Source organism: Streptomyces sp. NPDC059957 (genome assembly GCF_042730015.1).
GTDB lineage: Bacteria > Actinomycetota > Actinomycetes > Streptomycetales > Streptomycetaceae > Streptomyces.
Map to the genome: position 1 here is coordinate 105,920 of NZ_JBHWMB010000019.1, position 20,953 is coordinate 126,872.

General features: G+C 71.1%; 18 protein-coding genes and 1 tRNA gene. 6 read left to right on the forward strand and 13 right to left on the reverse strand.

Going from position 1 to position 20,953, the window contains the following annotated elements; translation table 11 throughout:
• Positions 1-28 precede the first annotated feature (28 nt).
• Positions 29-1,741 carry an FG-GAP repeat domain-containing protein gene (locus tag ACFWBW_RS15525; RefSeq protein ID WP_385372605.1) on the forward strand — a complete coding sequence of 571 codons (1,713 nt, stop codon included), beginning with the start codon at positions 29-31 and terminating at the stop codon, positions 1,739-1,741.
• A gap of 49 nt (positions 1,742-1,790) precedes the next feature.
• Here the strand turns inward: ACFWBW_RS15525 and ACFWBW_RS15530 are convergent.
• The 4 genes from ACFWBW_RS15530 to ACFWBW_RS15545 all read right to left on the reverse strand — a co-directional run bounded on the left by ACFWBW_RS15530 (position 1,791) and on the right by ACFWBW_RS15545 (position 4,510).
• A tRNA-His gene (locus ACFWBW_RS15530) sits at positions 1,791-1,863 on the reverse strand.
• A gap of 96 nt (positions 1,864-1,959) precedes the next feature.
• On the reverse strand, positions 1,960-2,562 hold the full coding sequence (orn, locus tag ACFWBW_RS15535) for an oligoribonuclease (RefSeq protein WP_266877785.1): 603 nt from the start codon (positions 2,560-2,562) through the stop codon (positions 1,960-1,962).
• An 81-nt stretch (positions 2,563-2,643) separates the two neighbouring features.
• Complete coding sequence (locus ACFWBW_RS15540) at positions 2,644-3,813, reverse strand: helix-turn-helix domain-containing protein (protein ID WP_266908578.1); 1,170 nt, start codon at positions 3,811-3,813, stop codon at positions 2,644-2,646.
• A gap of 376 nt (positions 3,814-4,189) precedes the next feature.
• Positions 4,190-4,510, reverse strand: coding sequence for a hypothetical protein (locus tag ACFWBW_RS15545; RefSeq protein WP_385372609.1), 321 nt, complete (start codon positions 4,508-4,510; stop codon positions 4,190-4,192).
• A 463-nt stretch (positions 4,511-4,973) separates the two neighbouring features.
• On the opposite strand from ACFWBW_RS15545, the gene ACFWBW_RS15550 reads away from it, so the two are divergent.
• Together ACFWBW_RS15550 and ACFWBW_RS15555 are read left to right on the forward strand one after the other, a co-directional pair.
• Positions 4,974-5,504 carry a universal stress protein gene (locus ACFWBW_RS15550; RefSeq protein ID WP_385372612.1) on the forward strand — a complete coding sequence of 177 codons (531 nt, stop codon included), beginning with the start codon at positions 4,974-4,976 and terminating at the stop codon, positions 5,502-5,504.
• 99 nt (positions 5,505-5,603) lie between these two features.
• The gene (locus tag ACFWBW_RS15555; RefSeq protein WP_385372615.1) at positions 5,604-6,170 is read left to right on the forward strand and encodes a GPR1/FUN34/YaaH family transporter; all 567 of its coding nucleotides are present in this window, start codon (positions 5,604-5,606) and stop codon (positions 6,168-6,170) included.
• Positions 6,171-6,304: 134 nt separating this feature from the next.
• On the opposite strand, the gene glmS is transcribed toward ACFWBW_RS15555, so the two are convergent.
• The 3 genes from glmS to ACFWBW_RS15570 form a co-directional block, all read right to left on the reverse strand.
• The gene (glmS, locus tag ACFWBW_RS15560) at positions 6,305-8,122 is read right to left on the reverse strand and encodes a glutamine--fructose-6-phosphate transaminase (isomerizing) (protein ID WP_385372618.1); all 1,818 of its coding nucleotides are present in this window, start codon (positions 8,120-8,122) and stop codon (positions 6,305-6,307) included.
• 124 nt (positions 8,123-8,246) lie between these two features.
• Positions 8,247-8,522, reverse strand: a complete 276-nt coding sequence (locus ACFWBW_RS15565) for a hypothetical protein (RefSeq protein WP_214951593.1) — start codon at positions 8,520-8,522, stop codon at positions 8,247-8,249.
• Positions 8,523-8,629: 107 nt separating this feature from the next.
• Complete coding sequence (locus ACFWBW_RS15570; RefSeq protein ID WP_385372621.1) at positions 8,630-9,520, reverse strand: DUF4429 domain-containing protein; 891 nt, start codon at positions 9,518-9,520, stop codon at positions 8,630-8,632.
• 52 nt (positions 9,521-9,572) lie between these two features.
• On the opposite strand from ACFWBW_RS15570, the gene ACFWBW_RS15575 reads away from it, so the two are divergent.
• A complete protein-coding gene (locus ACFWBW_RS15575; protein ID WP_385372624.1) occupies positions 9,573-11,165 on the forward strand; it encodes a beta-N-acetylhexosaminidase in 1,593 nt (530 codons plus the stop codon).
• A 7-nt stretch (positions 11,166-11,172) separates the two neighbouring features.
• Here the strand turns inward: ACFWBW_RS15575 and ACFWBW_RS15580 are convergent, their stop codons facing one another.
• The 6 genes from ACFWBW_RS15580 to ACFWBW_RS15605 form a co-directional block, all read right to left on the reverse strand.
• Positions 11,173-12,090: a siderophore-interacting protein gene (locus ACFWBW_RS15580; protein ID WP_385372627.1), complete on the reverse strand. Its 918-nt coding sequence runs from the start codon at positions 12,088-12,090 to the stop codon at positions 11,173-11,175.
• Between the two features lie 88 nt (positions 12,091-12,178).
• Entirely contained in the window at positions 12,179-13,216 is a 1,038-nt protein-coding gene (locus tag ACFWBW_RS15585) for an ABC transporter substrate-binding protein (RefSeq protein WP_385372630.1), read from the reverse strand.
• Positions 13,217-13,341: 125 nt separating this feature from the next.
• The gene (locus ACFWBW_RS15590) at positions 13,342-14,502 is read right to left on the reverse strand and encodes an acyl-CoA dehydrogenase family protein (RefSeq protein ID WP_385372633.1); all 1,161 of its coding nucleotides are present in this window, start codon (positions 14,500-14,502) and stop codon (positions 13,342-13,344) included.
• A gap of 8 nt (positions 14,503-14,510) precedes the next feature.
• Complete coding sequence (locus tag ACFWBW_RS15595; RefSeq protein ID WP_385372657.1) at positions 14,511-15,443, reverse strand: hydroxymethylglutaryl-CoA lyase; 933 nt, start codon at positions 15,441-15,443, stop codon at positions 14,511-14,513.
• Between the two features lie 5 nt (positions 15,444-15,448).
• Positions 15,449-17,575, reverse strand: a complete 2,127-nt coding sequence (locus ACFWBW_RS15600) for an acetyl/propionyl/methylcrotonyl-CoA carboxylase subunit alpha (protein WP_385372636.1) — start codon at positions 17,573-17,575, stop codon at positions 15,449-15,451.
• Between the two features lie 16 nt (positions 17,576-17,591).
• The gene (locus ACFWBW_RS15605) at positions 17,592-19,208 is read right to left on the reverse strand and encodes a carboxyl transferase domain-containing protein (protein ID WP_385372639.1); all 1,617 of its coding nucleotides are present in this window, start codon (positions 19,206-19,208) and stop codon (positions 17,592-17,594) included.
• A gap of 109 nt (positions 19,209-19,317) precedes the next feature.
• Between ACFWBW_RS15605 and ACFWBW_RS15610 the strand changes: the two genes are divergently transcribed.
• Both ACFWBW_RS15610 and ACFWBW_RS15615 read left to right on the forward strand, forming a co-directional pair.
• Complete coding sequence (locus ACFWBW_RS15610; protein ID WP_385372642.1) at positions 19,318-19,896, forward strand: TetR/AcrR family transcriptional regulator; 579 nt, start codon at positions 19,318-19,320, stop codon at positions 19,894-19,896.
• Positions 19,897-19,961: 65 nt separating this feature from the next.
• The gene (locus tag ACFWBW_RS15615; protein WP_385372645.1) at positions 19,962-20,768 is read left to right on the forward strand and encodes a phosphatase; all 807 of its coding nucleotides are present in this window, start codon (positions 19,962-19,964) and stop codon (positions 20,766-20,768) included.
• Positions 20,769-20,953 lie beyond the last annotated feature (185 nt).

Genomic DNA, 20,953 nt, shown 5'->3' on the forward strand with positions numbered 1-20,953 from the left:
CCGATTGATCGATTTCCCAGGGGGGAACATGAGAAGGCTTTTGGGTGCTGGTGTCGCGGTTGCGCTGCTGGTCACCGGCGGGATAGCGGGTGCGGGCACGGCCGTGGCGGCCGGGGATCCGACGTTCTACTTCGACGGGCTGACGGACGGTGTCCTCATGCCGGGCGAGGGGTTCACCGAGCTGGCGCCGCAGGCCACGGGCGGCTCGAACGACGGGCAGCCGGACGGTACGTACGTCTACGCCCTGAGCAAGAAGCCGCTCACGGACGCGGGCTGGTCCGGCGGCGGGCTGCCGACCGGGCTGAAGGTCGACTCGATCGGCGGGTGTGCGCCGAAGGCGGGTGTCGCCGGGGTGTACCTGTGTGACGTCAAGGAGTGGGGCAACCCGGGCCCGTGGATCTCGGCGACCAGCACGGCGGCGCACGGCGTGACGGCCTACTACGGCCTCGTCTACGTGCCGCGCGGGGCCAGCATCGCCGCGGGCATCAAGGAGGCGCAGACCGCGGGCTCCAAGGAGATCGCTCCGCGTAGGGCGCACGCGACGGTCACGGTGAAGTCCAAGGCGCACGTCGCGCAGAACACGATCGCGCTGTCGACGCCCACGCTGCCGGCCGGTGGTTCGGTGAAGCACACGGTGAAGCTGCACGCCGTCGACAAGGGTCGGCTGTATCTGTATGCATCCCCGGCGCCGGGCTTCCGGTACTGGGACGAGGGCGAGCGGAAGATCACCGTCGCCGGTCTCGACGCCGGTGGCGCCGCCGGGGCCGACTGCTACCAGACGGTCGGCGAGTTCGATGGCCTCGAGTGTGACATCACGAAGCCCGGCGACTACACGCTCACCTACACACTGAAGGCGCAGGCGACTGCGCCGGCGTGGAAGCTGCGCGTCAGCGCGGATTATCAGGTGTACACCTTCGGCACGGGCAACCCGGAGAAGACGTCGGACTTCGCGGTCGCCGGCTCGACCCCGGTGACCCCGCGTTTCCGGCTCGTGGGCCGTGACGCCGAGGGCTGGCTGTGGGACTACCGGGGCACGGGCAAGGCCGCCGAGCCGTTCAATCCGGTCGACCCGGCCGGCGGCAACTTCGACTGGAACCAGTACACCGCGCTGACCCGGCTGGGGCCGGTGACCGTGCAGGGCACCGGGCGGGGTGCGGTGGGGCGGGACAAGGCCGGGGTGCTGTGGCTCCACCCGACCGCGGGTGACGGCGGCATCTACAAGGACCGGATCAAGGTCGGCGGAGGCTGGAGCATCTACAACACGCTGGTCGGTGTCTCCGACGTGACCGGCGACAAGAAGGCGGACCTGCTGGCTCGGGACGCCTCGGGCGGCCTGTGGCTGTACCCGGGCACGGGCCTGAACGCGACGCCGTTCGCGAGCCGGGTGAAGGTCGGCACCAGCTGGAACATCTACGACCAGCTCGTCGGCGGCGTCGATCTGACCGGTGACGGCAAGGCCGACCTGGTGGCCCGGGACAAGGACGGCAAGCTGTGGCTGTACCGGGGCACGGGGTCTGCGTCGAACCCGCTGGCGAGCAGGCAGCAGATAGGCACCGGCTGGCAGATCTACAACTCGATCGTCGCGCCGGGTGACCTGACCTCCGACGGCAAGGCCGACCTGGTGGCGCGGGACAAGTCCGGCGTCCTGTGGCTCTACAAGGGCACGGGAACCGCGACGCAGCCGTTCGGCTCGCGGGTGAAGGTCGGTACCGGCTTCGGTCAGTACAACCTGCTGTTCTGAGAACGCGGAAGGCCCCGATCCGCTCTCGCGGATCGGGGCCTTCCCACAGGGTGAGTGACGGGACTTGAACCCGCGGCCACCTGGACCACAACCAGGTGCTCTACCAACTGAGCTACACCCACCATGTCCGGTCGGAAAACCGACCGGCCGAAGAAAAGGGTACAGGGTCCGGGAGGGTGCTCGCTCCCCCCTTTCCCCGCACCCCTCTCCGGTGGGTGCTAGGCGCCGGGGACGACGTGCTTGGCGGCGATGGTGCGCGCCGTGTCCGAGTCCGGACCGGGCTGCGGCACGAAGACGGCCTCCCGGTAGTAGCGCAGCTCGGCGATGGACTCCTTGATGTCCGCGAGCGCCCGGTGGTTGCCGTTCTTCGGCGGGCTGTTGAAGTAGGCGCGCGGGTACCAGCGGCGTGCCAGCTCCTTGATCGAGGACACGTCCACGATCCGGTAGTGCAGGTACCCCTCCAGCGCGGCCATGTCGCGCAGCAGGAAGCCGCGGTCGGTGCCGACCGTGTTTCCGCAGAGCGGGGCCTTGCGGGGTTCCTTCACGTGTTCCCGTACGTAGGCCAGGACCTGTGCCTCCGCATCCGCGAGGGTGGTCCCGCCGGCCAGCTCGTCGAGCAGGCCGGACGAGGTGTGCATCTCGCGCACCACGTCGGGCATGGTTTCCAGGGCCGCGTCCGGCGGGCGGATCACAATGTCCACGCCTTCGCCGAGCACGTTGAGCTCCGAGTCGGTGACCAGTGCGGCCACCTCGATAAGTGCGTCGTCCGTCAACGAGAGCCCGGTCATCTCGCAGTCGATCCACACCATGCGATCGTTCATGCGCCCCACCTTATGCGGAAGGTCCCCCGCAACGGTGACCACCGAGGTGACCACTGATGCGGGGGACCTTCCGGGACCTCGTTACGCGTGCTCGCGCAGCACCCGGCCCGGGGCGTACAGCTCCGTCACCGTGGGACCGGACGCGGCCAGGGCCGCGGCCGCCCGCTGTGGCTGCGGAGTGCGCTGGTGCGGGACCGGCGAATCCGACAACTGAGCCACCTGGACCACGTCCGCCTGCGGGCGGCGGGCCCGGTAGGCGGAGCGGTAGGCCGCAGGGGAGGACCCCAGCTGGCGGCGGAAGTGCCCGCGCAGCGCGACCGGCGAACGGAACCCGCAGCGTCCGGCGACCTCGTCGACCGAGTAGTCGGAGGTCTCCAGCAGCCGCTGCGCCTGAAGCACCCGCTGGGTGATCAGCCACTGCAGCGGCGCGCTGCCGGTGAGCGAGCGGAACCGCCGGTCGAACGTGCGCCTGCTCATGTAGGCGCGCGCGGCCAGCGTCTCCACGTCGAACTGCTCGTGGAGGTGTTCCAGTGCCCAGGCGACGACCTCGGCCAGCGGGTCGGCGCCGATCTCCTCCGGCAGCGACCGGTCGAGGTAGCGTTCCTGGCCACCCGTGCGGCGCGGCGGGACGACGAGCCTGCGGGCCAGTGCCCCGGCCGCCTCGCTGCCGTGGTCCGTGCGCACGATGTGCAGGCACAGGTCGATTCCGGCCGCGGTGCCCGCGGACGTCAGCACGTCGCCGTCGTCGACGAACAGCTCGCGCGGATCGACGTGGACGGACGGGTAGCGCTTGGCAAGCGTCGGCGCGTACATCCAGTGCGTCGTCGCGGGCCGGCCGTCCAGCAGACCGGCGGCGGCGAGCACGAATGCCCCCGTGCACAGTCCGACGATCCGGGCCCCCTCCTCGTGCGCCAGACGCAGCGCTTCGAGCGCCTCCGGTGGCGGCGGGGAGGTGATGGAACGCCACGCGGGAACGACGACCGTGCCTGCCCGGGCGATCGCCTCCAACCCGTATGGCGCGGTCAGCTCGAGTCCGCCGGTGGTCCGCAGCGGACCGTCCTCACCGGCACACACGAGCAATCGGTAGCGTGGAACTCCCGCGTCCTGCCGGTCAATGCCGAACACGGAAAGTGGAATGGAGCTCTCGAAGATCGGTCCGCCGCTGAAGAGCAGCACCGCGACGATCTCCCTGCGGCGACGCCCCGCGAGCTTCCTGCCGTCTACGACGACGGCGGTGGAATCCTGGCTCATGGCGCTAAGCCCCCCTTGGGTGTCGCGACTCCTTGGTCTGGTCGCACCTGCACGTATCCCCTCGGCCTTGCACGTGGCTCCCCCGCCGTAAATACATGATCGAATCTACTGCGTCCCGTGGTGTCGGCGTGACAAGTTCAGCACGCAGCGCTATGTCGACTTGGCAACTTGGCGAAAAGCATTCGATCAGGAAGCGTTCCACTCCGCTACCCGGGAGGAAAGCGCACTGTCCGGCCATGGCCAGTACTCGTAGGGTCAAAGACCCCCTGTGGTCCCGTAGTCGCTGATGGTGAGGGGGTCGGGGGGACATTCCGGCAAGGGGGGTGACCTGCCGGGAAGTTGGCTGAAAACATGCGGGTGTGGATGTGCGAATAAGTCAGTCCTGGGGGGACATCCCGGGGGAAACCTGGCATCTGCGCTGGCTTCCGACCCCGGCACGCGAGTGACGCCCCCGGTGCGCGGGCGTCAATCGGTCCTCCGCGAGGATCCGGGCGGCATTCCGCTCCGTCCGCTCGGAGTGGCGCAGCAGCACCCGGCAGGCCGCCGTGACGGCCGCGAGGCCCAGGGTGGCTACGGCGGCCCCGCCGAAGGAGGTCCCGTAGACGACGAGGACCACGGGGACGAGCAGGCAGCTGAAGGCCGCCCAGCGCACCACGTCACCCGCGGGGTCCTCGTGGGGCCGCCGAGCGGCCTGCACGGACGAGTGAAGGGGAGGGGGCGGCATGTGGACGGACTGCGTCGGCTGAGCGGGCTGGACGGGGTGAACCGGACGACCGGGCACGGCGTGCTCCCTGCGGGCTCTTCCTGGACGGTCGGACTCCTGTCCAACGGCGTGCGGCGCGGCTCGGTCACTGCGCGCACGGGTGGCGCACACCCGATGGGGTGCTCCCCGTCACTGGCTGTAGGGGGCAGCGGACATTGCCAAGGAGGCGTGGCTGCGGCATGCTCCCTGGGACGCTCTCCAAGGGCGGCATGACCTGTGCAGCACAGGAGTGTCGCCGTACCCTGGTGGGTATGGGCTTGGGAAGATGCTTCCCGGACAGAGCTCGGTCACACTGAGTTGTCGTTTTCTGGAATCGTCCCGCTTGAATCGTCGCTTCCGCCTATTGGCGCCCCGTCCCCTTGTCCCTTCCCCTGAGGACCTCTTCGCCGAGACACCCATGGCCGGTCACGAATTCCCCGAACCCGCGGACCGTAAGCGCAAACGCCTCGCCGATCCCGAATCGGCCGACCTGCGCGCGGTGGAACAACCACGCCATCCCTGCGACCCGGCCTTCCGGCACGGGGTCGTGGTGGGCTTCGACGGATCCACGTCCAGTGAGCGCGCCCTCGCGTACGCGATCGGGATGGCCCGTCGCTCAGGCTCCGGTCTGATCATCGTCCATGTCGCGAACCGGCTGCCCACCACCGTGTGGGCCGGCTGCGAGCCGCCGGTCTTTGTGGACGTGCCGGACCACCGCACCGAGGTGCTGGGGCTGGAACTGGCCTGCGCGGACTACCTCTCCGAGGTTCCGTGGATCCTCGTCGAGCGGGGCGGGGACATCTGCCACGAGCTGGAGGAGGTCGGCCGGGAGTACTCGGCGGACGCCATCGTGGTCGGCTCCACGCACGGCATCGTCGGCCGGATCTTCGGATCGGTGGCGGGCCGGCTCGCGAAGCGGGCGCAGCGACCGGTTGTTGTCATCCCGTAACCGACTGTATGTCGATTGTGCGGTTGTGCACCCCCATGTAAGGGGTAGATAAAGGCTGCTGGGACGCAGCAAACAACTGCAGATCGAAGGGAGCCCGCCGTGGACAATGGTGTCTCTGCGGGAAGCACAGCCTCGACTTCGACCCTCGGGCACATCGCCCTGGGTCTCACCCTTCTCGCGTTCGGTATCGGGACCACCGGCATCATCGACGGTGTCACCGCGGCCAACTCCGTGTCGCTCGCCATGTACCTCGGCGGCCTCGCGCTGTTCGTCCTCGGAGTCCTCGAGTACCGCGGCGGCAACGGCTTCAACGGCACGGCCTTCGCGGGCATCGGCACCTTCTGGTTCATCTGGGCCAACGGGGCCGACGGAAAGGTTTCGGCAGACGCGGCCGGAATGTTCCTCGTGCTGTTCGCCATGCTGGCACTGACCCTCACCGCCGCCGCCTCGGGCGGGCTGTTCGGTCAGGGCGTGTACGGCCTGTTCACCCTCTCCCTGCTGCTCCTGGCGATAGGCACCTTCGCCGAGAGCGACGGGCTGGCCAAGGCGGCCGGCTGGGTGGCGGCGCTCTCCGGACTGCTGGCCTGGTACGGGGCCACCGCGGCGCTGGCGAGCTGGCCGATGGCCTTCGGGAAGGGTTCGCGCGGCGCGGTCGCCGCGAGCTGACGGACCCCGCACCACGGGCATCGCGCACCACACGCAATACGCACCACGCAATACGCACCACGCACATACGAAAAGGCCCCCGGGGGATCCCCGGGGGCCTTCCTCGTGCGTGCGGTCCGTCGGACCGGTTCGACCTACTCGACCGTGACGGACTTCGCCAGGTTGCGCGGCTTGTCGATGTCCCGGCCCATGGCCAGGGCCGTGTGGTACGCCAGCAGCTGCAGCGGGATGCCCATCAGGATCGGGTCCAGCTCGTCCTCGTTCTTGGGCACGAGGATCGTGTGGTCGGCCTTCTCCTGCTTGGTGTGGGCGACCGCCAGGATCCGGCCACTGCGGGCCTTGATCTCCTCCAGCGCCGCGCGGTTCTTCTCCAGCAGGTCGTCGTCCGGGACGATCGCGACCGTCGGCAGCGAGGGCTCGATGAGGGCGAGCGGACCGTGCTTGAGCTCGGAGGCCGGGTAGGCCTCGGCGTGGATGTAGGAGATCTCCTTGAGCTTCAGGGAGGCCTCGAGGGCCACCGGGTAGCCCCGGACGCGGCCGATGAACATCATCGACTTGGCCTCGGCGTACTCCGCGGCCAGCTTCTTGATGTCCTCTTCGCCGTCCAGGATCTCCTGGATCTGCGCGGGCAGCTTGCGCAGGCCGTCGATGATCCGCTTGCCGTCGGTGACGGACAGGTCGCGGATGCGGCCCAGGTGCACGGCGAGCAGCGCGAAGGCCACGACCGTGTTGGTGAAGCACTTGGTGGAGACGACGCAGACCTCGGGGCCGGCGTGCACGTACACGCCGCCGTCGGCGGCGCGGGCGATCGCGGAGCCGACCACGTTGACCACGCCGAGGACGCGGGCGCCCTTGCGCTTGAGCTCCTGCACGGCCGCGAGCACGTCGTACGTCTCACCGGACTGGGAGACCGCGATGTAGAGGGTGTCGGGGTCCACGACCGGGTTGCGGTAGCGGAACTCCGAGGCCGGCTCGGCGTCGGCGGGGATGCGGGCCAGGCTCTCGATGAGGCCCGCACCGATCAGGCCGGCGTGGTACGAGGTGCCGCAGCCCAGGATCTTGACCCGGCGGATGCCGCGCGCCTCGCGCGGGTCCAGGTTCAGGCCGCCCAGGTGGACGGTGTTGAAGCGGTCGTCGATCCGGCCGCGCAGGACGCGGTCGACCGCGTCGGCCTGCTCGGAGATCTCCTTGTGCATGTACGTGTCGTGGCCGCCCATGTCGTAGGAGGCGGCCTCCCACTCCACGGTCTCGGGCGTGGCGGTGGTCGTCGTACCGGAGGTGGTGTAGGTCCGGAAGTCGTCGGCCTTCAGGGTCGCCATCTCGCCGTCGTCGAGGGTGACGATCTGGCGGGTGTGGGCGACGAGCGCGGCGATGTCCGAGGCGACGAACATCTCCTTCTCGCCGATGCCGAGGACGACCGGGGAGCCGTTGCGGGCCACGACGATGCGGTCGGCGAAGTCGGCGTGCATGACGGCGATGCCGTAGGTGCCCTCGACGACCTTGAGCGCCTCGCGGACCTTCTCTTCCAGGGTGTCGGCCTGGGCGCGGGCGATGAGGTGGACGAGCACCTCGGTGTCGGTCTCCGAGAGGAAGACGACCCCGTCGGCCTCCAGCTTGGCGCGCAGTTCGGAGGCGTTGTCGACGATGCCGTTGTGGACGACGGCGACCTTGTTGTCGGCGTCCAGGTGCGGGTGCGAGTTGAGGTCGCTCGGGGCGCCGTGGGTGGCCCAGCGGGTGTGGGCGATGCCGGTGGTGCCGGCGAAGCGCTTGGGCACCCGGGACTCGAGCTCGCGGACGCGGCCCTTGGCCTTGACGACCTTCAGGGCCGCGGCCTTCGGGCTGTTGACGACGATGCCCGCGGAGTCGTAGCCGCGGTACTCCAGTCGCTGCAGGCCCTCCAGAAGCAGCGGTGCCACGTCACGCTTGCCGATGTAACCCACGATTCCGCACATAAGGTCTTTCCCCTCCTGAAGTTCGGTTGCTCTTGCCGCCGCCCGGATCCCCGGCGGGTGGTGCTCAGTTCTGTACGACTCAGTTCTGTACGGCTCAGCCGTGGACGACTCAGCCGTGGACGACTCAGCCGTAGACGATGCGGCGCAGTTGCCGGAGCGAGAGCTCCGGCGGCGCCACGGCGCGGTGCGGCAGTTCGGCCGCGATCCGCTCGAAGATGTCCGCGTTGACCGCGCCCCCGGACTGGAGCTCACGGTGGCGCCGACGGACGAACTCCTCGGTGCTCTCGTCGAAGTACGCGAGGACGTCGAGCACCACTCGGGCGGCTTCGCCCCGCTGGAGCGAGGTGCTGCGCACCAAGTGGTCGACGAGGTCGTCGTGCGACGGGCGGCGGTCGGGCATCCGTCGATATTGGCGGTACGAGCCGCAGAACGCAAAAATCCTGCCCGGAATCGGGCAGGATCTCGCTGGTCTGGACCAGAGGAGGGGTTAATTCCGGTCTTCGTTGGTTAGAAACGTCCCAAAATCGCCGTTTTCGCCGTCGTGAACTCCTCGGCTGTGAGGATCCCCGCCTGATGCAGCTCTCCCAGCTCGCGCAGTCGGCGCAGCAGGGCGTCGTGGTCCTCCGCCGCCGGGGCGGACCCGAGAGCGGGCCGTGCTCCGGGCTCCGCCCCGGTCTCAGGCCCGGGAGCGGGCGCTGCCGGGTGCGGCATGCGGACCGCGACGGCGGCCGCGACCAGCGCCATCAGGGGGTCCTTCTTGAGGCCGAACAGCTCCACCGTGTAGGGGTCGTACTTCGGCGGCGCGCTCTGGGCGGGGGCACCCGCCAGGGCGAAGCGGATCCACCCGTTCTCCAGCCCCCGGGACGGGGCCCACTCCACCGACCGCAGGTCCGCGACCCGGAACTCCCGGCCCCCGCCGGACCTCTTCGCCTCCTCCGCCGTCCAGCTCCACTCCAGGGACAGCCGGTCCCCGTCGAAGGCCACCGTCCCGTCGCCCGCGCCGACCGTGATCGGGACCGCGGGACCCGGCAGGAGGTAGGAGTCGGCGGGTCCGGGATCCACCTGGTCCAGCAGCAGTGCGTTGCGCACCTCGTCCACGAAGTACTCCGCCACCCCGCTGCGGTCCGTTTCCACGGTCAGCCGGTACGGATCGGAGGCCTCCGGCAGCCGGCCGCCCGTCACCTGGAGCAGCGGGTCGGTGCCGTCACGCAGCCGCAGGCGCAGCCGGCCCGCCTTGCGCCCCGGTTCGTAGGAGATCCCGGCCAGCGCGCGCAGCGGGACGAGCACCTCGCCGAGCGTCTGGCGCAGCAGTCCCACCCCCTTGTCGCGGCCCGGCACGATGCGCACCGCGTCCCCGTCGAAGGTCCATGTGCCGTCCTTCTGGATGATTTCCGCCATCCTTGGATTCTTGCATCGGCCCCACGAGCCCGGTTGGCCTATACCTATGCCCATGAGAGTTCCGCGACGCATGCTCGCCGCCCTCCTCGTCCTCGCCGCCGTTCCCGCGGCCGCCTCCTGCAGCAGCGCCGCGAGGGGGGACGACGCCCGCCCCGGCGACGAGCCCCCCGTGGCGCTCGCGCCCTACGAACGGCTCCTGCCGGCTCCCGTCTCCGCGCACGCCGAAGGCCCGGGGTACGCCTTCGGTCCGGGCACGGTCGTCCGTACCGGCCTCACCGGCGACGAGGAGGTCCGCAGGGTCGGCGAACTCCTCGCCGAGCAGCTGCGCGGCCCCAGCGGGCTGCCGCTGCCCGTGGTGGACGGCGCGGAGGGCGACGGGATCCGGCTGCGGATCGACGGGGACGCCCGGGGGGCCGGGGAAGAGGGCTACCGGCTGGAGTCCGGGCCCGACGGGATCACCCTCACCGCCCGCACGCCCGAAGGCCTCTTCCACGCCGGCCAGACGCTGCGCCAGCTCCTGCCGGTGTCCGGTCCGGGGACGGTGCCCGGTGGCACGGTCACCGACGCGCCGCGCTTCGCGTACCGCGGGGCCATGGTGGACGTGGCCCGCCACTTCTTCACGGTGGAGCAGGTCAAGCGGTACGTCGACCAGCTCGCCCAGTACAAGGTCAACACCCTGCACCTGCACCTGACCGACGACCAGGGCTGGCGCATCGCGATCGACTCCTGGCCGAGGCTGGCGGAGTACGGGGGCGGCAGCGAGGTCGGCGGCGGGCCCGGCGGGCACTGGACGAAGGACGAGTACCGGGACCTGGTGGCGTACGCCTCGGAGCGCTACGTGGACGTGGTCCCGGAGATCGACATGCCCGGCCACGTCAACGCCGCGCAGGCCGCCTACGCGGAGCTGAACTGCGACGGCAAGGCGCGCGAGCGCTACACCGGGATCAAGGTCGGCTTCAGCTCGCTGTGCGTGGGCAAGGAACGGACCTACGAGTTCATCGACCAGGTGCTGGGGGAGATCGCGGAGCTGACCCCCGGCACGTACCTGCACATCGGCGGCGACGAGGCGCACTCCACGCCCGCGGCGGACTACGCGGCCTTCATGGACCGGGCGCAGAAGGCGGTGGCGAAGCACGGCAAGACGGTGGTGGCCTGGCACCAGCTGGCCACGGCCCGGCCGGCCCCGGGGGCGGTGCTCCAGTACTGGGGCCACGACCGCACGGCGGCCTCCGAGAAGGCGGCGGTGACCGCGGCGGCCAAGGCGGGCAACCCGGTGATCCTGTCCCCGGCCGACCGGCTCTACCTGGACATGAAGTACGACAAGGAGACCAAGCCGGGGCTGGCCTGGGCCGGGTACGTACCCGTGCGCCGGGCCTACGACTGGGACCCGGGGGCCTACATGACGGATCTGCCGGAGTCCGCGGTCCTCGGGGTGGAGGCCCCGCTGTGGACGGAGACCGTCGCGACGCGGGAGGACTGGGAGCTGATGGCCTTCCCGCGCGTCCTGGGCCTCGCGGAACTGGGCTGGTCCCCGGCCGCCACCCGCGACTGGACCTCGTACCGACTGCGCCTGGCAGCCCAGGGCCCGCGCCTGGACGCCCAGGACGTCAGCTTCTTCCGGGCGCCGGACGTGCCGTGGTCCTGACGGCGGTCTAGAGCTCCGCCGTCGGGTCCTCGTCGGGGGACTGGCCCGCGTAGGCCTCCGCCAGGAGCTGGTCCTCCGTCGCGCCGAGGCGCCAGTAGCCGGTGAAGCGGACCGCGCGGCGGTCGACGCCGCTGTCCTGGACGAAGTGCCTGCGGACCGCGCGGATCGTCGCGGACTCGCCCGCGATCCAGACGTACGGGGCTCCGGCGGCGGGCCGTTCGGCGGCCCGGAGGGCCTCCAGCACCCGGTCGGTGCGTTCCCGGCCGGCGCCCGGCTCCCGTACGACCCAGGTGATGTCCGCGTCGGCGGACGTCGGCAGGTACAGCCGGTCGTCCTCGTGCGGGACCTCGAACCAGGCCCTGACCGGGGTGCCCTCGGGGAGCCGGTCCAGGATCGCGGAGGCCGCGGGCAGGGCGGTCTCGTCGGCGTACATCAGGATCGCGTCGGTGGCGGCCGGCGGCTGGAAACGTACGGACTTGTTCTCCGCGACGGCCGGGCCGATGGCCATGATCCGGCGGCCGGTCACCGCGCGCCCCGCCCAGGACGAGGCGGGGGAGGAGGCGCCGTGCAGGACGAAGTCGATGTCCACCTCGTCCACGCCGTCGGCGGTCCGGCGCTGTTCGCGGACGGTGTACGAGCGCATCACCGGGCGCTCCTCGTCCGGCATCGCCCGCCAGTCACCGAACCAGGTGTCCTCGCCCGTGGACGGCAGCGCCGTGTGCTCCTGGCCGGCGGGCGGCAGGAAGAGGGAGAGGCTCTGGTCGTAGCCGCCCGAGCGGAAGTCCTTCAGGGAGGCGCCGCCGAAGGTGATCCGCAGGAAGGAGTGGCCGAGGCGGCGCGTGCGGAGCACTTCGAGTTCGAAGAAGCGGAAGTGCGGGATCGCTTCATCGGGCGCTGTCGCGGCGTCGGTGGAGGTGGCGGTCATGCGGAGGGTCCCCCTGGGATCGGTGCGATGACGGGTGATGCAGAAGGCCCCGGCACCTGGTGAGGCGCCGGGGCCGGACGGCTCGGGGTCAGCCGGTCTTCTTGGCGTTCTGGATGGCCTTGGTGAGCTCTTCGACGATCTGCGCGCACTTCTCGTAGGAGTAGATCGGCTCGGTCACGCGGGGGGTGATCTGGCCGGCCTTGACGGCGGGCATCTCGGCCCAGGTCGGCTTGGCCTTGAGCTCCGCCGGCTGGAGGGTGCCGGTGCGGTTGTCGAGGAGGATGACGTCGGCCTTGTACTTGCCCGCGTTCTCCCAGCTGAGGCTCTCGAAGAAGCCGCCCTCGACCTTGTCCGGGGTGACGAACTCGACGCCGAGCGACTGGAAGTACTTCAGGTCGGCGGAGGTGGCCGGGGTGGAGACGTAGAACAGGTCGGCGGCGCCGGAACCGACGAGCACCTTGATGCCGGGGTTCGCCTTGGTCGCCTCGCGGAGCTTCGCGGAGGCGGCCTCGAACCGGGCCTTGGCGTCGATGGTCTTCTTGGTGTTCAGGTCGGCGCCCAGGGAGGCGGCCAGCTCCGCGGTGCGCGCCAGCGCCTTGTCCATGGTGACGTCGCCGCCCGCGCCGATCGCGGCGGCCGGGGCCAGCTTCAGGATCTTGTCCTTGGAGGCCTCGGGCAGGTACCAGTAGCTGTCCTTCTCCCAGGTGTTGGTCACCAGGAGGTCGGGCTGGAGGGACGCGTACTTCTCGACGTTGAACTCGTCGTAGACGTTGCCGATGATCTCGACCTTGGAGATGTCCATCGAGCCGGCCTGCACGTCGGCCTTGCCGTCGGCGGTCTTCGTCGGGCCGAACACGCCCTTGACGCTGACCCCGTAGTCGTACAGCGCGGCCGCGGTGCCGGTGAAGGCGACGATGTTCTTCGGCGTGGACTTGGCGGTGACGTCCTTGCCCATGTCGTCCTTGAAGCTCCACCCGCCCGAAGCGGCGCCCTTGTCCTTGTCGCCCGACCCGTCCTTCGCGGAGTCGCTGCCACCGCAGGCGGTGAGCGCGGCCACGAGGCCGAGGGCGCCGCCTGCCGCGATGAGACCGCGGCGGGTGAGGAGGGAGGAGCGGGACTTGGGCATGGCGATGTCCACTTTCGTGCGTACTGGGTGGCTCGGGCGTTCGGTAGGAAGGTTAGCCTAACCTTGGCTGAAAACGATAAGGGGCCCTCCTCGCGGAAGGCCCCGTACCGCACCACCGACTGCCGTCAGGCGGAAAGCCCCAGCTCACGGGCGATCAGCATGCGCTGCACCTCGCTCGTGCCCTCGCCGATCTCCAGGATCTTCGAGTCGCGCCACATGCGGGCCACCGGGTACTCGTTCATGAACCCGTAGCCGCCGTGGATCTGCGTGGCGTCGCGCGCGTTGTCGACGGCCACCGTCGAGGAGTACAGCTTCGCGATGGCCGCCTCCTTCTTGAACGGCTCCCCGGCCACGAGCCGGGAGGCCGCGTCGCGCCAGCCGATCCGGGCCATGTGGGCGCGCATCTCCATGTCCGCCAGCTTGAACTGGATGGCCTGGTTGTCGCCGATCGCCTTGCCGAAGGCGTGCCGCTCCTTGGCGTACTTCACCGACTCGTCCACGCAGCCCTGCGCCAGGCCCGTCGCGAGCGCCGAGATGGCCACGCGGCCCTCGTCGAGGATCCGCAGGAACTGGGCGTAGCCGCGGCCCTCCGCGCCGACCAGGTTGGCGAGGGGGACCCGTACGCCGTCGAAGGACAGCTCACGGGTGTCCGAGGAGTTCCAGCCGACCTTGGAGTAGGGGGCGGCCACGGTGAAGCCGGGGGTGCCCGACGGGACGATGATCGAGGAGATCTCGGGGCGGCCGTCGGCCTTGCGGCCCGTCACGGCGGTGACGGTGACCAGACCGGTGATGTCCGTACCGGAGTTGGTGATGAAGCACTTGGAGCCGTTGATCACCCACTCGTCGCCGTCCCGGACGGCGGTCGTGCGCGTGCCGCCCGCGTCGCTGCCGGCGCCGGGCTCGGTCAGGCCGAAGGCGCCGAGGATCTCGCCGGAGCACATCTTCGGCAGCCACTGCTGCTTCTGCTCCTCGGTGCCGAAGAGGTACAGGGGCATCGCGCCGAGCGAGACGCCGGCCTCCAGGGTGATGGCGACCGAGGAGTCGACGCGGGCCAGCTCCTCCAGGGCGATGCCGAGGGCGAGGTAGTCGCCGCCCATGCCGCCGTACTCCTCGGGGAAGGGCAGGCCGAACAGGCCCATGCGGCCCATCTCGGCGACGATCTCGTACGGGAACTCGTGCCGCTCGTACAGATCGCCGATCTTGGGCGCCACCACATCGTGCGCGAACGCCTCGACGGTGCGGCGGAGTTCCTCGTGCTCGGGGGTGAGCCGGTGGTCGAGGGCCATGGTCTTCGTTACTCCTTGTGGGAGAGGGCGCGGACGGTACGGGAGGGGCTGGGTCGCCCCAGCTGCTCGGCCATCCACACGCTCGTGGCGGTGAGGGCGGCAAGATCGACCCCGGTCTCGACGCCGAGGCCGTCGAGCATCCAGACGAGGTCTTCGGTCGCGAGATTGCCGGTGGCGCTCTTGGCGTACGGGCATCCGCCGAGGCCGCCCGCGGAGGCGTCGACGGTGGTCACGCCGTGCTGGAGCGCGGCGAGGGTGTTGGACAGGGCCTGGCCGTAGGTGTCGTGGAAGTGCACGCCGATCCGGTCGGTGCCCACACCCTCCTCGTTGAGCGCGCAGAGGAGGGCCCGCACGTGCCCCGGGGTGGCCACGCCGATGGTGTCGCCGAGGCTCAGCTCGTCACAGCCGAGGTCCATGAGGGCCTTGGCGACGCCGACCACCTGGTGGACCGGGACCGGGCCCTCCCAGGGGTCGCCGAAGCACATGGAGAGGTAGCCGCGGACATGGGCCTTGTGGTCCTTGGCGCGGGCCACCACGGGCTCGAACATCGCGAGGGACTCGGCGACGGTGCGGTTGAGGTTGCGGGAGGCGAAGGTCTCGGTGGCCGAACCGAAGACGGCGATCCGGGTGGCGCCGAGCGCGAGCGCGCGGTCCAGGCCGCGGTCGTTGGGGACCAGGACCGGCAGCTCGGCCTGCACGTCGGCGAGGAGGGGGAACAGTTCCTCGGCGTCGGCCAGCTGGGGGACCCACCGGGGGTGCACGAAGCTGGTGGCCTCGATGGTGGTGAGCCCGGCGGCGGCCAGCCGGTGCACGAACTCGGCCTTGACGTGGGTGGGGACGGCCGTCTTCTCGTTCTGCAGGCCGTCCCGGGCGCCCACCTCGTGGATCCGGATCCGGGCCGGAAGGCCCTCGGCCGGGAAGCTCATCGGAAGCCCGTTCATCCCGTTCATCCGGCCTTCTCCTCCTCGTCCGGGGTGACCACGGCCAGGACCTGGTCCATGGCCACGGTGGTGCCGGGGGTGACGTCGAGTTCGGTCACGGTGCCGGCGTGCGGGGCGGAGATGACGTGCTCCATCTTCATGGCCTCGACGACCAGCAGGCTCTGCCCGGCGGTCACCTTCTCGCCGACGGCGACCTTGACCACCGTGACGGTGCCGGGCATCGGGGCGGCGAGGGTGTCCGCGCCTGCGCGTCCCGCGCCGCGGAGGTCGGCCTCGACCGGGTCGTGCGTCTGGACGTGCCAGGAGTCGCCGTCGCGGCCCAGCCAAGTCCCCTCCGGGGAGGTGGCATGGGCGAAGCGGTGCGTGACACCGTCCAGTTCGACCGTGAGGTGGCCGGGGGTGCGGTGCACGATCCGGCCCCGGGCCGGGGTGCCATCCGCGTCGCCGAGGAGGAGTTCCGTGTGCGGGCCGGTGGTGCTGGGGCTCTGCCCCAGGCCCCGCGCCTCAAACGCCGGCGAGGCTGAACTTGGCCGGGTGCGGACCGTTACCGGGTCCTGGCCCGGGAGGCGGAAGTGGTGGACGGTCCAGGCGGGGGTGCCGCCGAGGCGCCAGCCGTTGGCGGAGTCGAACGGGTCGATCCAGCCTGTATTCAGCCCGTCCGGCGTTTGAGGACCGGGGTCCGGGGCGGAGCCCCGGTTTCGGGAAGGGGCGGGGTGGGGGAGAGGAGCCCCGGCCAGCAGCGCAGCCGCGGCGTACACCTCGTCCGGGACCCCGTCGGGGAGGAGCTGGGACAGGTCCCGCTCCACCAGTCCGGTGTCCAGGTCGCCGGAGACTACGTCCGGGTGCGCGAGCAGCCTCCGCAGGAAGCCCGTGTTGGTCTGCACGCCCAGGATCACGGTGTCGGCCAGGGCGCCCCGGAGTACGCGCAGCGCGGCCGCCCGGTCGGGCCCGTAGGCGATGACCTTCGACAGCATCGGGTCGTACGTGGACCCGGTGTCGACGCCCGCCGCCAGGCCGGAGTCCGTGCGGACGGAGCCGCCGGACGGCTCCGCCAGCGCCAGGACCATGCCGCCGGACGGCAGGAAGCCCCGCGCCGGGTCCTCCGCGCAGACGCGGGCCTCGATCGCGTGCCCGGTCAGCCGGACGTCCGACTGGCCGAAGCCCAGCTCCGCGCCGGCCGCGACCCGCAGCTGCTGCTCCACCAGGTCCAGGCCCGTGATGAGCTCGGTCACCGGGTGCTCCACCTGGAGCCGGGTGTTCATCTCCATGAAGTAGTACGAGGCGGGGTCGTGGCCGGGGACGATGAACTCCACCGTCCCCGCGCCGACGTACCCGCAGGACCGTGCCGCCTCCACCGCCGCCGCGCCCATCGAGGCCCGCAGCTCCGGCGTCAGCAGGACCGACGGGGCCTCCTCGATCACCTTCTGGTGGCGCCGCTGGAGCGAGCACTCGCGCTCCCCGAGGTGGACCACGTTCCCGTGCGCGTCCGCCAGCACCTGGATCTCGATGTGCCGGGGCCGGTCCACCCAGCGCTCCACGAGCAGGGTGTCGTCTCCGAAGGAGGATTTCGCCTCGCGGCGGGCCGCCGCGATCTCCTCGCCGAGCAGCGCGGAGTCCCGTACCAGCCGCATGCCCTTGCCGCCGCCGCCCGCCGAGGGCTTCAGCAGGACCGGCATGCCGATCTGCTCGGCGGCGGCGACCAGTTCGGCGTCGGACAGCCCGCTGCCCGAGGAGCCGGGGACCACGGGCACGCCCGCGGCCTTCACGGTCTCCTTGGCGCGGATCTTGTCGCCCATCAGGGAGATCGCCGAGGCGGGCGGCCCGATGAAGGCCAGGCCGGCGTCCGCGCAGGCGGCCGCGAAGGCGGCGTTCTCCGCGAGGAAGCCGTAGCCGGGGTGGACGGCCTCGGCGCCCGTCCGGCGTGCGGCGTCGAGCAGCCGCTCCACCGACAGGTAGCTCTCGGAGGCCGCCGCCGGGCCGATGCGGACGGCCGTGTCGGCCTCCCGTACGTGCCGGGCATCCGCGTCGGCGTCGCTGAAGACGGCCACGGAACGGATGCCGAGCTCCCGCAGCGTGCGGATGACGCGGACCGCGATCTCGCCCCGGTTGGCGACCAGAACAGTGCTGAACATCAGTGAGGTCCTCACGTCACATACGGAAGATGCCGAAGCCCGAGTCGCCCAGGGGAGCGTTCGCGCATGCGGTCAGGGCCAGTCCCAGCACCTGCCGGGTCTCCATCGGGTCGATGACCCCGTCGTCCCACAGCCGCGCCGTGGCGTAGTAGGCGTTGCCCTGTTCCTCGTACTGCGCCCGGACCGGGGCCTTGAAGGCCTCCTCGTCCTCGGCCGGCCACTCCTGGCCCGCGCCCTCGATCTGGTCGCGCTTGACCGTCGCCAGGACGGAGGCCGCCTGCTCGCCGCCCATCACGGAGATCTTGGCGTTGGGCCACATCCACAGGAAGCGGGGGCTGTACGCCCGCCCGCACATCGAGTAGTTGCCCGCGCCGTACGAGCCGCCGACCACCACCGTGAGCTTGGGGACCCGGGTGCAGGCCACGGCCGTGACCATCTTGGCGCCGTGCTTGGCGATGCCGCCCGCTTCGTAGTCCCGGCCGACCATGAAGCCGGAGATGTTCTGGAGGAAGAGGAGCGGGATGCCGCGCTGGTCGCACAGCTCGATGAAGTGCGCGCCCTTCTGGGCCGATTCGGAGAACAGGATGCCGTTGTTGGCGACGATCCCGACCGGGTGGCCGTGGATCCGGGCGAAGCCGGTGACCAGGGTCTGCCCGAACTCCGCCTTGAACTCCTGGAAGCGGGAGCCGTCCACGATCCGGGCGATGATCTCGCGGGCGTCGTACGGGGTGCGGGAGTCGACCGGCACCGCGCCGTACAGCCCGTACGGGTCGACCTTGGGCTCCTCGGGTGCCTCGACCGACCAGGGCAGGGCCTGGCGCTCGGGCAGGGTCGCCACGATGTTCCGTACGATCCGCAGCGCGTGGGCGTCGTCCTCCGCGAGGTGGTCGGTGACCCCGGAGATCCGGGAGTGGACCTCGCCGCCGCCCAGCTCCTCGGCCGTGACCACCTCGCCGGTGGCGGCCTTCACCAGCGGCGGGCCGCCGAGGAAGATCGTGCCCTGGCCGCGGACGATGACGGCCTCGTCGCTCATGGCCGGTACGTACGCGCCGCCCGCCGTGCAGGAGCCGAGGACGGCGGCGATCTGCGGGATGCCGGCCCCCGACATGCGGGCCTGGTTGTAGAAGATGCGGCCGAAGTGGTCCCGGTCGGGGAAGACCTCGTCCTGCATGGGGAGGAACGCGCCGCCCGAGTCGACCAGGTAGAGGCAGGGGAGACGATTCTCCAGGGCCACCTCCTGGGCGCGCAGGTGCTTCTTCACGGTCATCGGGTAGTACGTGCCGCCCTTGACGGTGGCGTCGTTCGCGACGATCACGCACTCGCGGCCGCTGACCCGGCCGATGCCGGCGATCACCCCGGCGGCCGGGGCCGCGCCCCCGTACATGCCCTCGGCGGCCAGCGGGGCCAGCTCCAGGAAGGGGGACCCGGGGTCGAGGAGGGCGTCCACGCGGTCGCGCGGCAGCAGCTTCCCGCGGGCGGTGTGGCGGGCGCGGGCCTTCTCCCCGCCGCCGAGCCGGGCCGCTTCCAGGCGGGCCCGCAGGCCCTCGGAGAGCTCACGGTGGGCGGCCTCGTTGGCCCGCCAGGCATCGGACGCCGGGTCGGCGGCGCTCGTCAGCACTGGTGCCTGCTGCATCGGTCGAGCTCCCTTGCTCGGTGCGCTCTGGTTCATTCGGTTAATGAGCGTTAACGCATGTGGGACTTAGGTTAACGACCGCTAACGGCCCTGTCTAGAATGGATTCCCATGAGCACCAGAGCGGCCGCCCCGACCCGGCGCGAGCAGATCCTCGGCGAGGCTGCGCGCCTCTTCGCCGAGCGCGGTTTCCACGGCGTGGGCGTGGACGAGATAGGGGCCGCGGTGGGCATCAGCGGCCCCGGCCTGTACCGGCACTTCGCGGGCAAGGACGCGATGCTCGCCGAGCTGCTCGTCGGCATCAGCGAACGGCTGCTCACGGGCGGCCGCCATCGCGTGGAGGAGGCGGCCGGTGACCCGTCCGGCGTACTGGCCTCCCTCATCGACGGCCACATCGACTTCGCGCTCGACGACCGGGCGCTGATCACCCTCCACGACCGGGAACTGGACCGGCTGCGCGACGCCGACCGCAAGCTCGTACGGCAGCTGCAGCGCCAGTACGTCGAGCTGTGGGTCGACGTCGTACGGGAGCTGCACCCCGAGGTGGGCGAGGCGGAGGTACGCGTCTCCGTGCACGCGGTCTTCGGCCTGCTGAACTCCACCCCGCACCTGGCCGCGCTCGGCCGCGACGCGACGGAGTCGCTGCTGCGGCGGCTCGCGAACGGAGCGTTCGGGGCGCTGTCGGGATGACGCGGCGCGGCCGGGGTGTCCGGGGGACGGGATGGAAGGGACGGCTCCGGGCACGCGGCGGCAGAATGGGCCGCATGCCGAAGCCGATAGAGACGCCAGTCCCCAGCCGAGCCGAACTCATCGACCACCTGGTCCGCACGCGGATCGCGGGGGACGTGGCGACGCCGAGGGACAACAACCTCTCCCACTACCGCAAGCTCGCCAATGGCGACCGGCACTACTGGCTGGGTCTGGAGCTGGGCGACCGCTGGACGGACGAGCAGGACGTGCTCGCGGTGATGGCGGAGCGGTGCGGTGTCGTGGACGACCCCGCGCACCGCGTCGGCCAGGACACCATCGACCCCGAACTGACCGTGTCCGCCCTGGACCGGATGGCCGCGCGGCTGCGCAAGGCCGCGCTGGACCGGCAGAGCGTGCTGCTGGCCACGGGGCACCCGGGCGGGCTCCTGGACGTGCACCGGGCCACCGCCGACGCGTTGCGCGCGGCGGGCTGCGAGATCGTGGTGATCCCGCCGGGGCTCGTCGCCGACGAGGGCTCGGTGTGGCAGTTCGCGGACGTCGCGGTGCTGGAGCGGGGTGCGACGCTGTGGCACACCCACTCCCCGGAGCCGATGGCGGCGATCCTGGACGCGCTGGCGGCCCACGGGCGCCCTCAGCCCGACCTGGTCGTCGCCGACCACGGCTGGGCGGGGTGCGCGGCGCAGCGCGGGCTCGACGCGGTGGGCTACGCCGACTGCAACGACCCGGCGCTGTTCCTGGCCGAGGCCGAAGGCACCCTCCAGGTGGCGGTGCCCCTGGACGACCACGTCCGGGACCCGCGCTTCTACGACCCGATGGTCGCGTACCTGCTTGCGGCGGCGGGCCTGCTGTAACCCTGGCGGGTGCGGCGCCGTTGCCGGGGACCAGTCCCCGGGCCCCTGCGCCTCAAACGCCGGCGGGGCTCGGGTGTTGCCGGGGCTCGGCGGGCTGCGGGTGGGTCGGTGCCGGGGGCGGGGTGGGGTGTCGGCCTGGACTGCATGATTTAGGCGCCCTCTGCTCGACTTCGACAGGGTGCGGG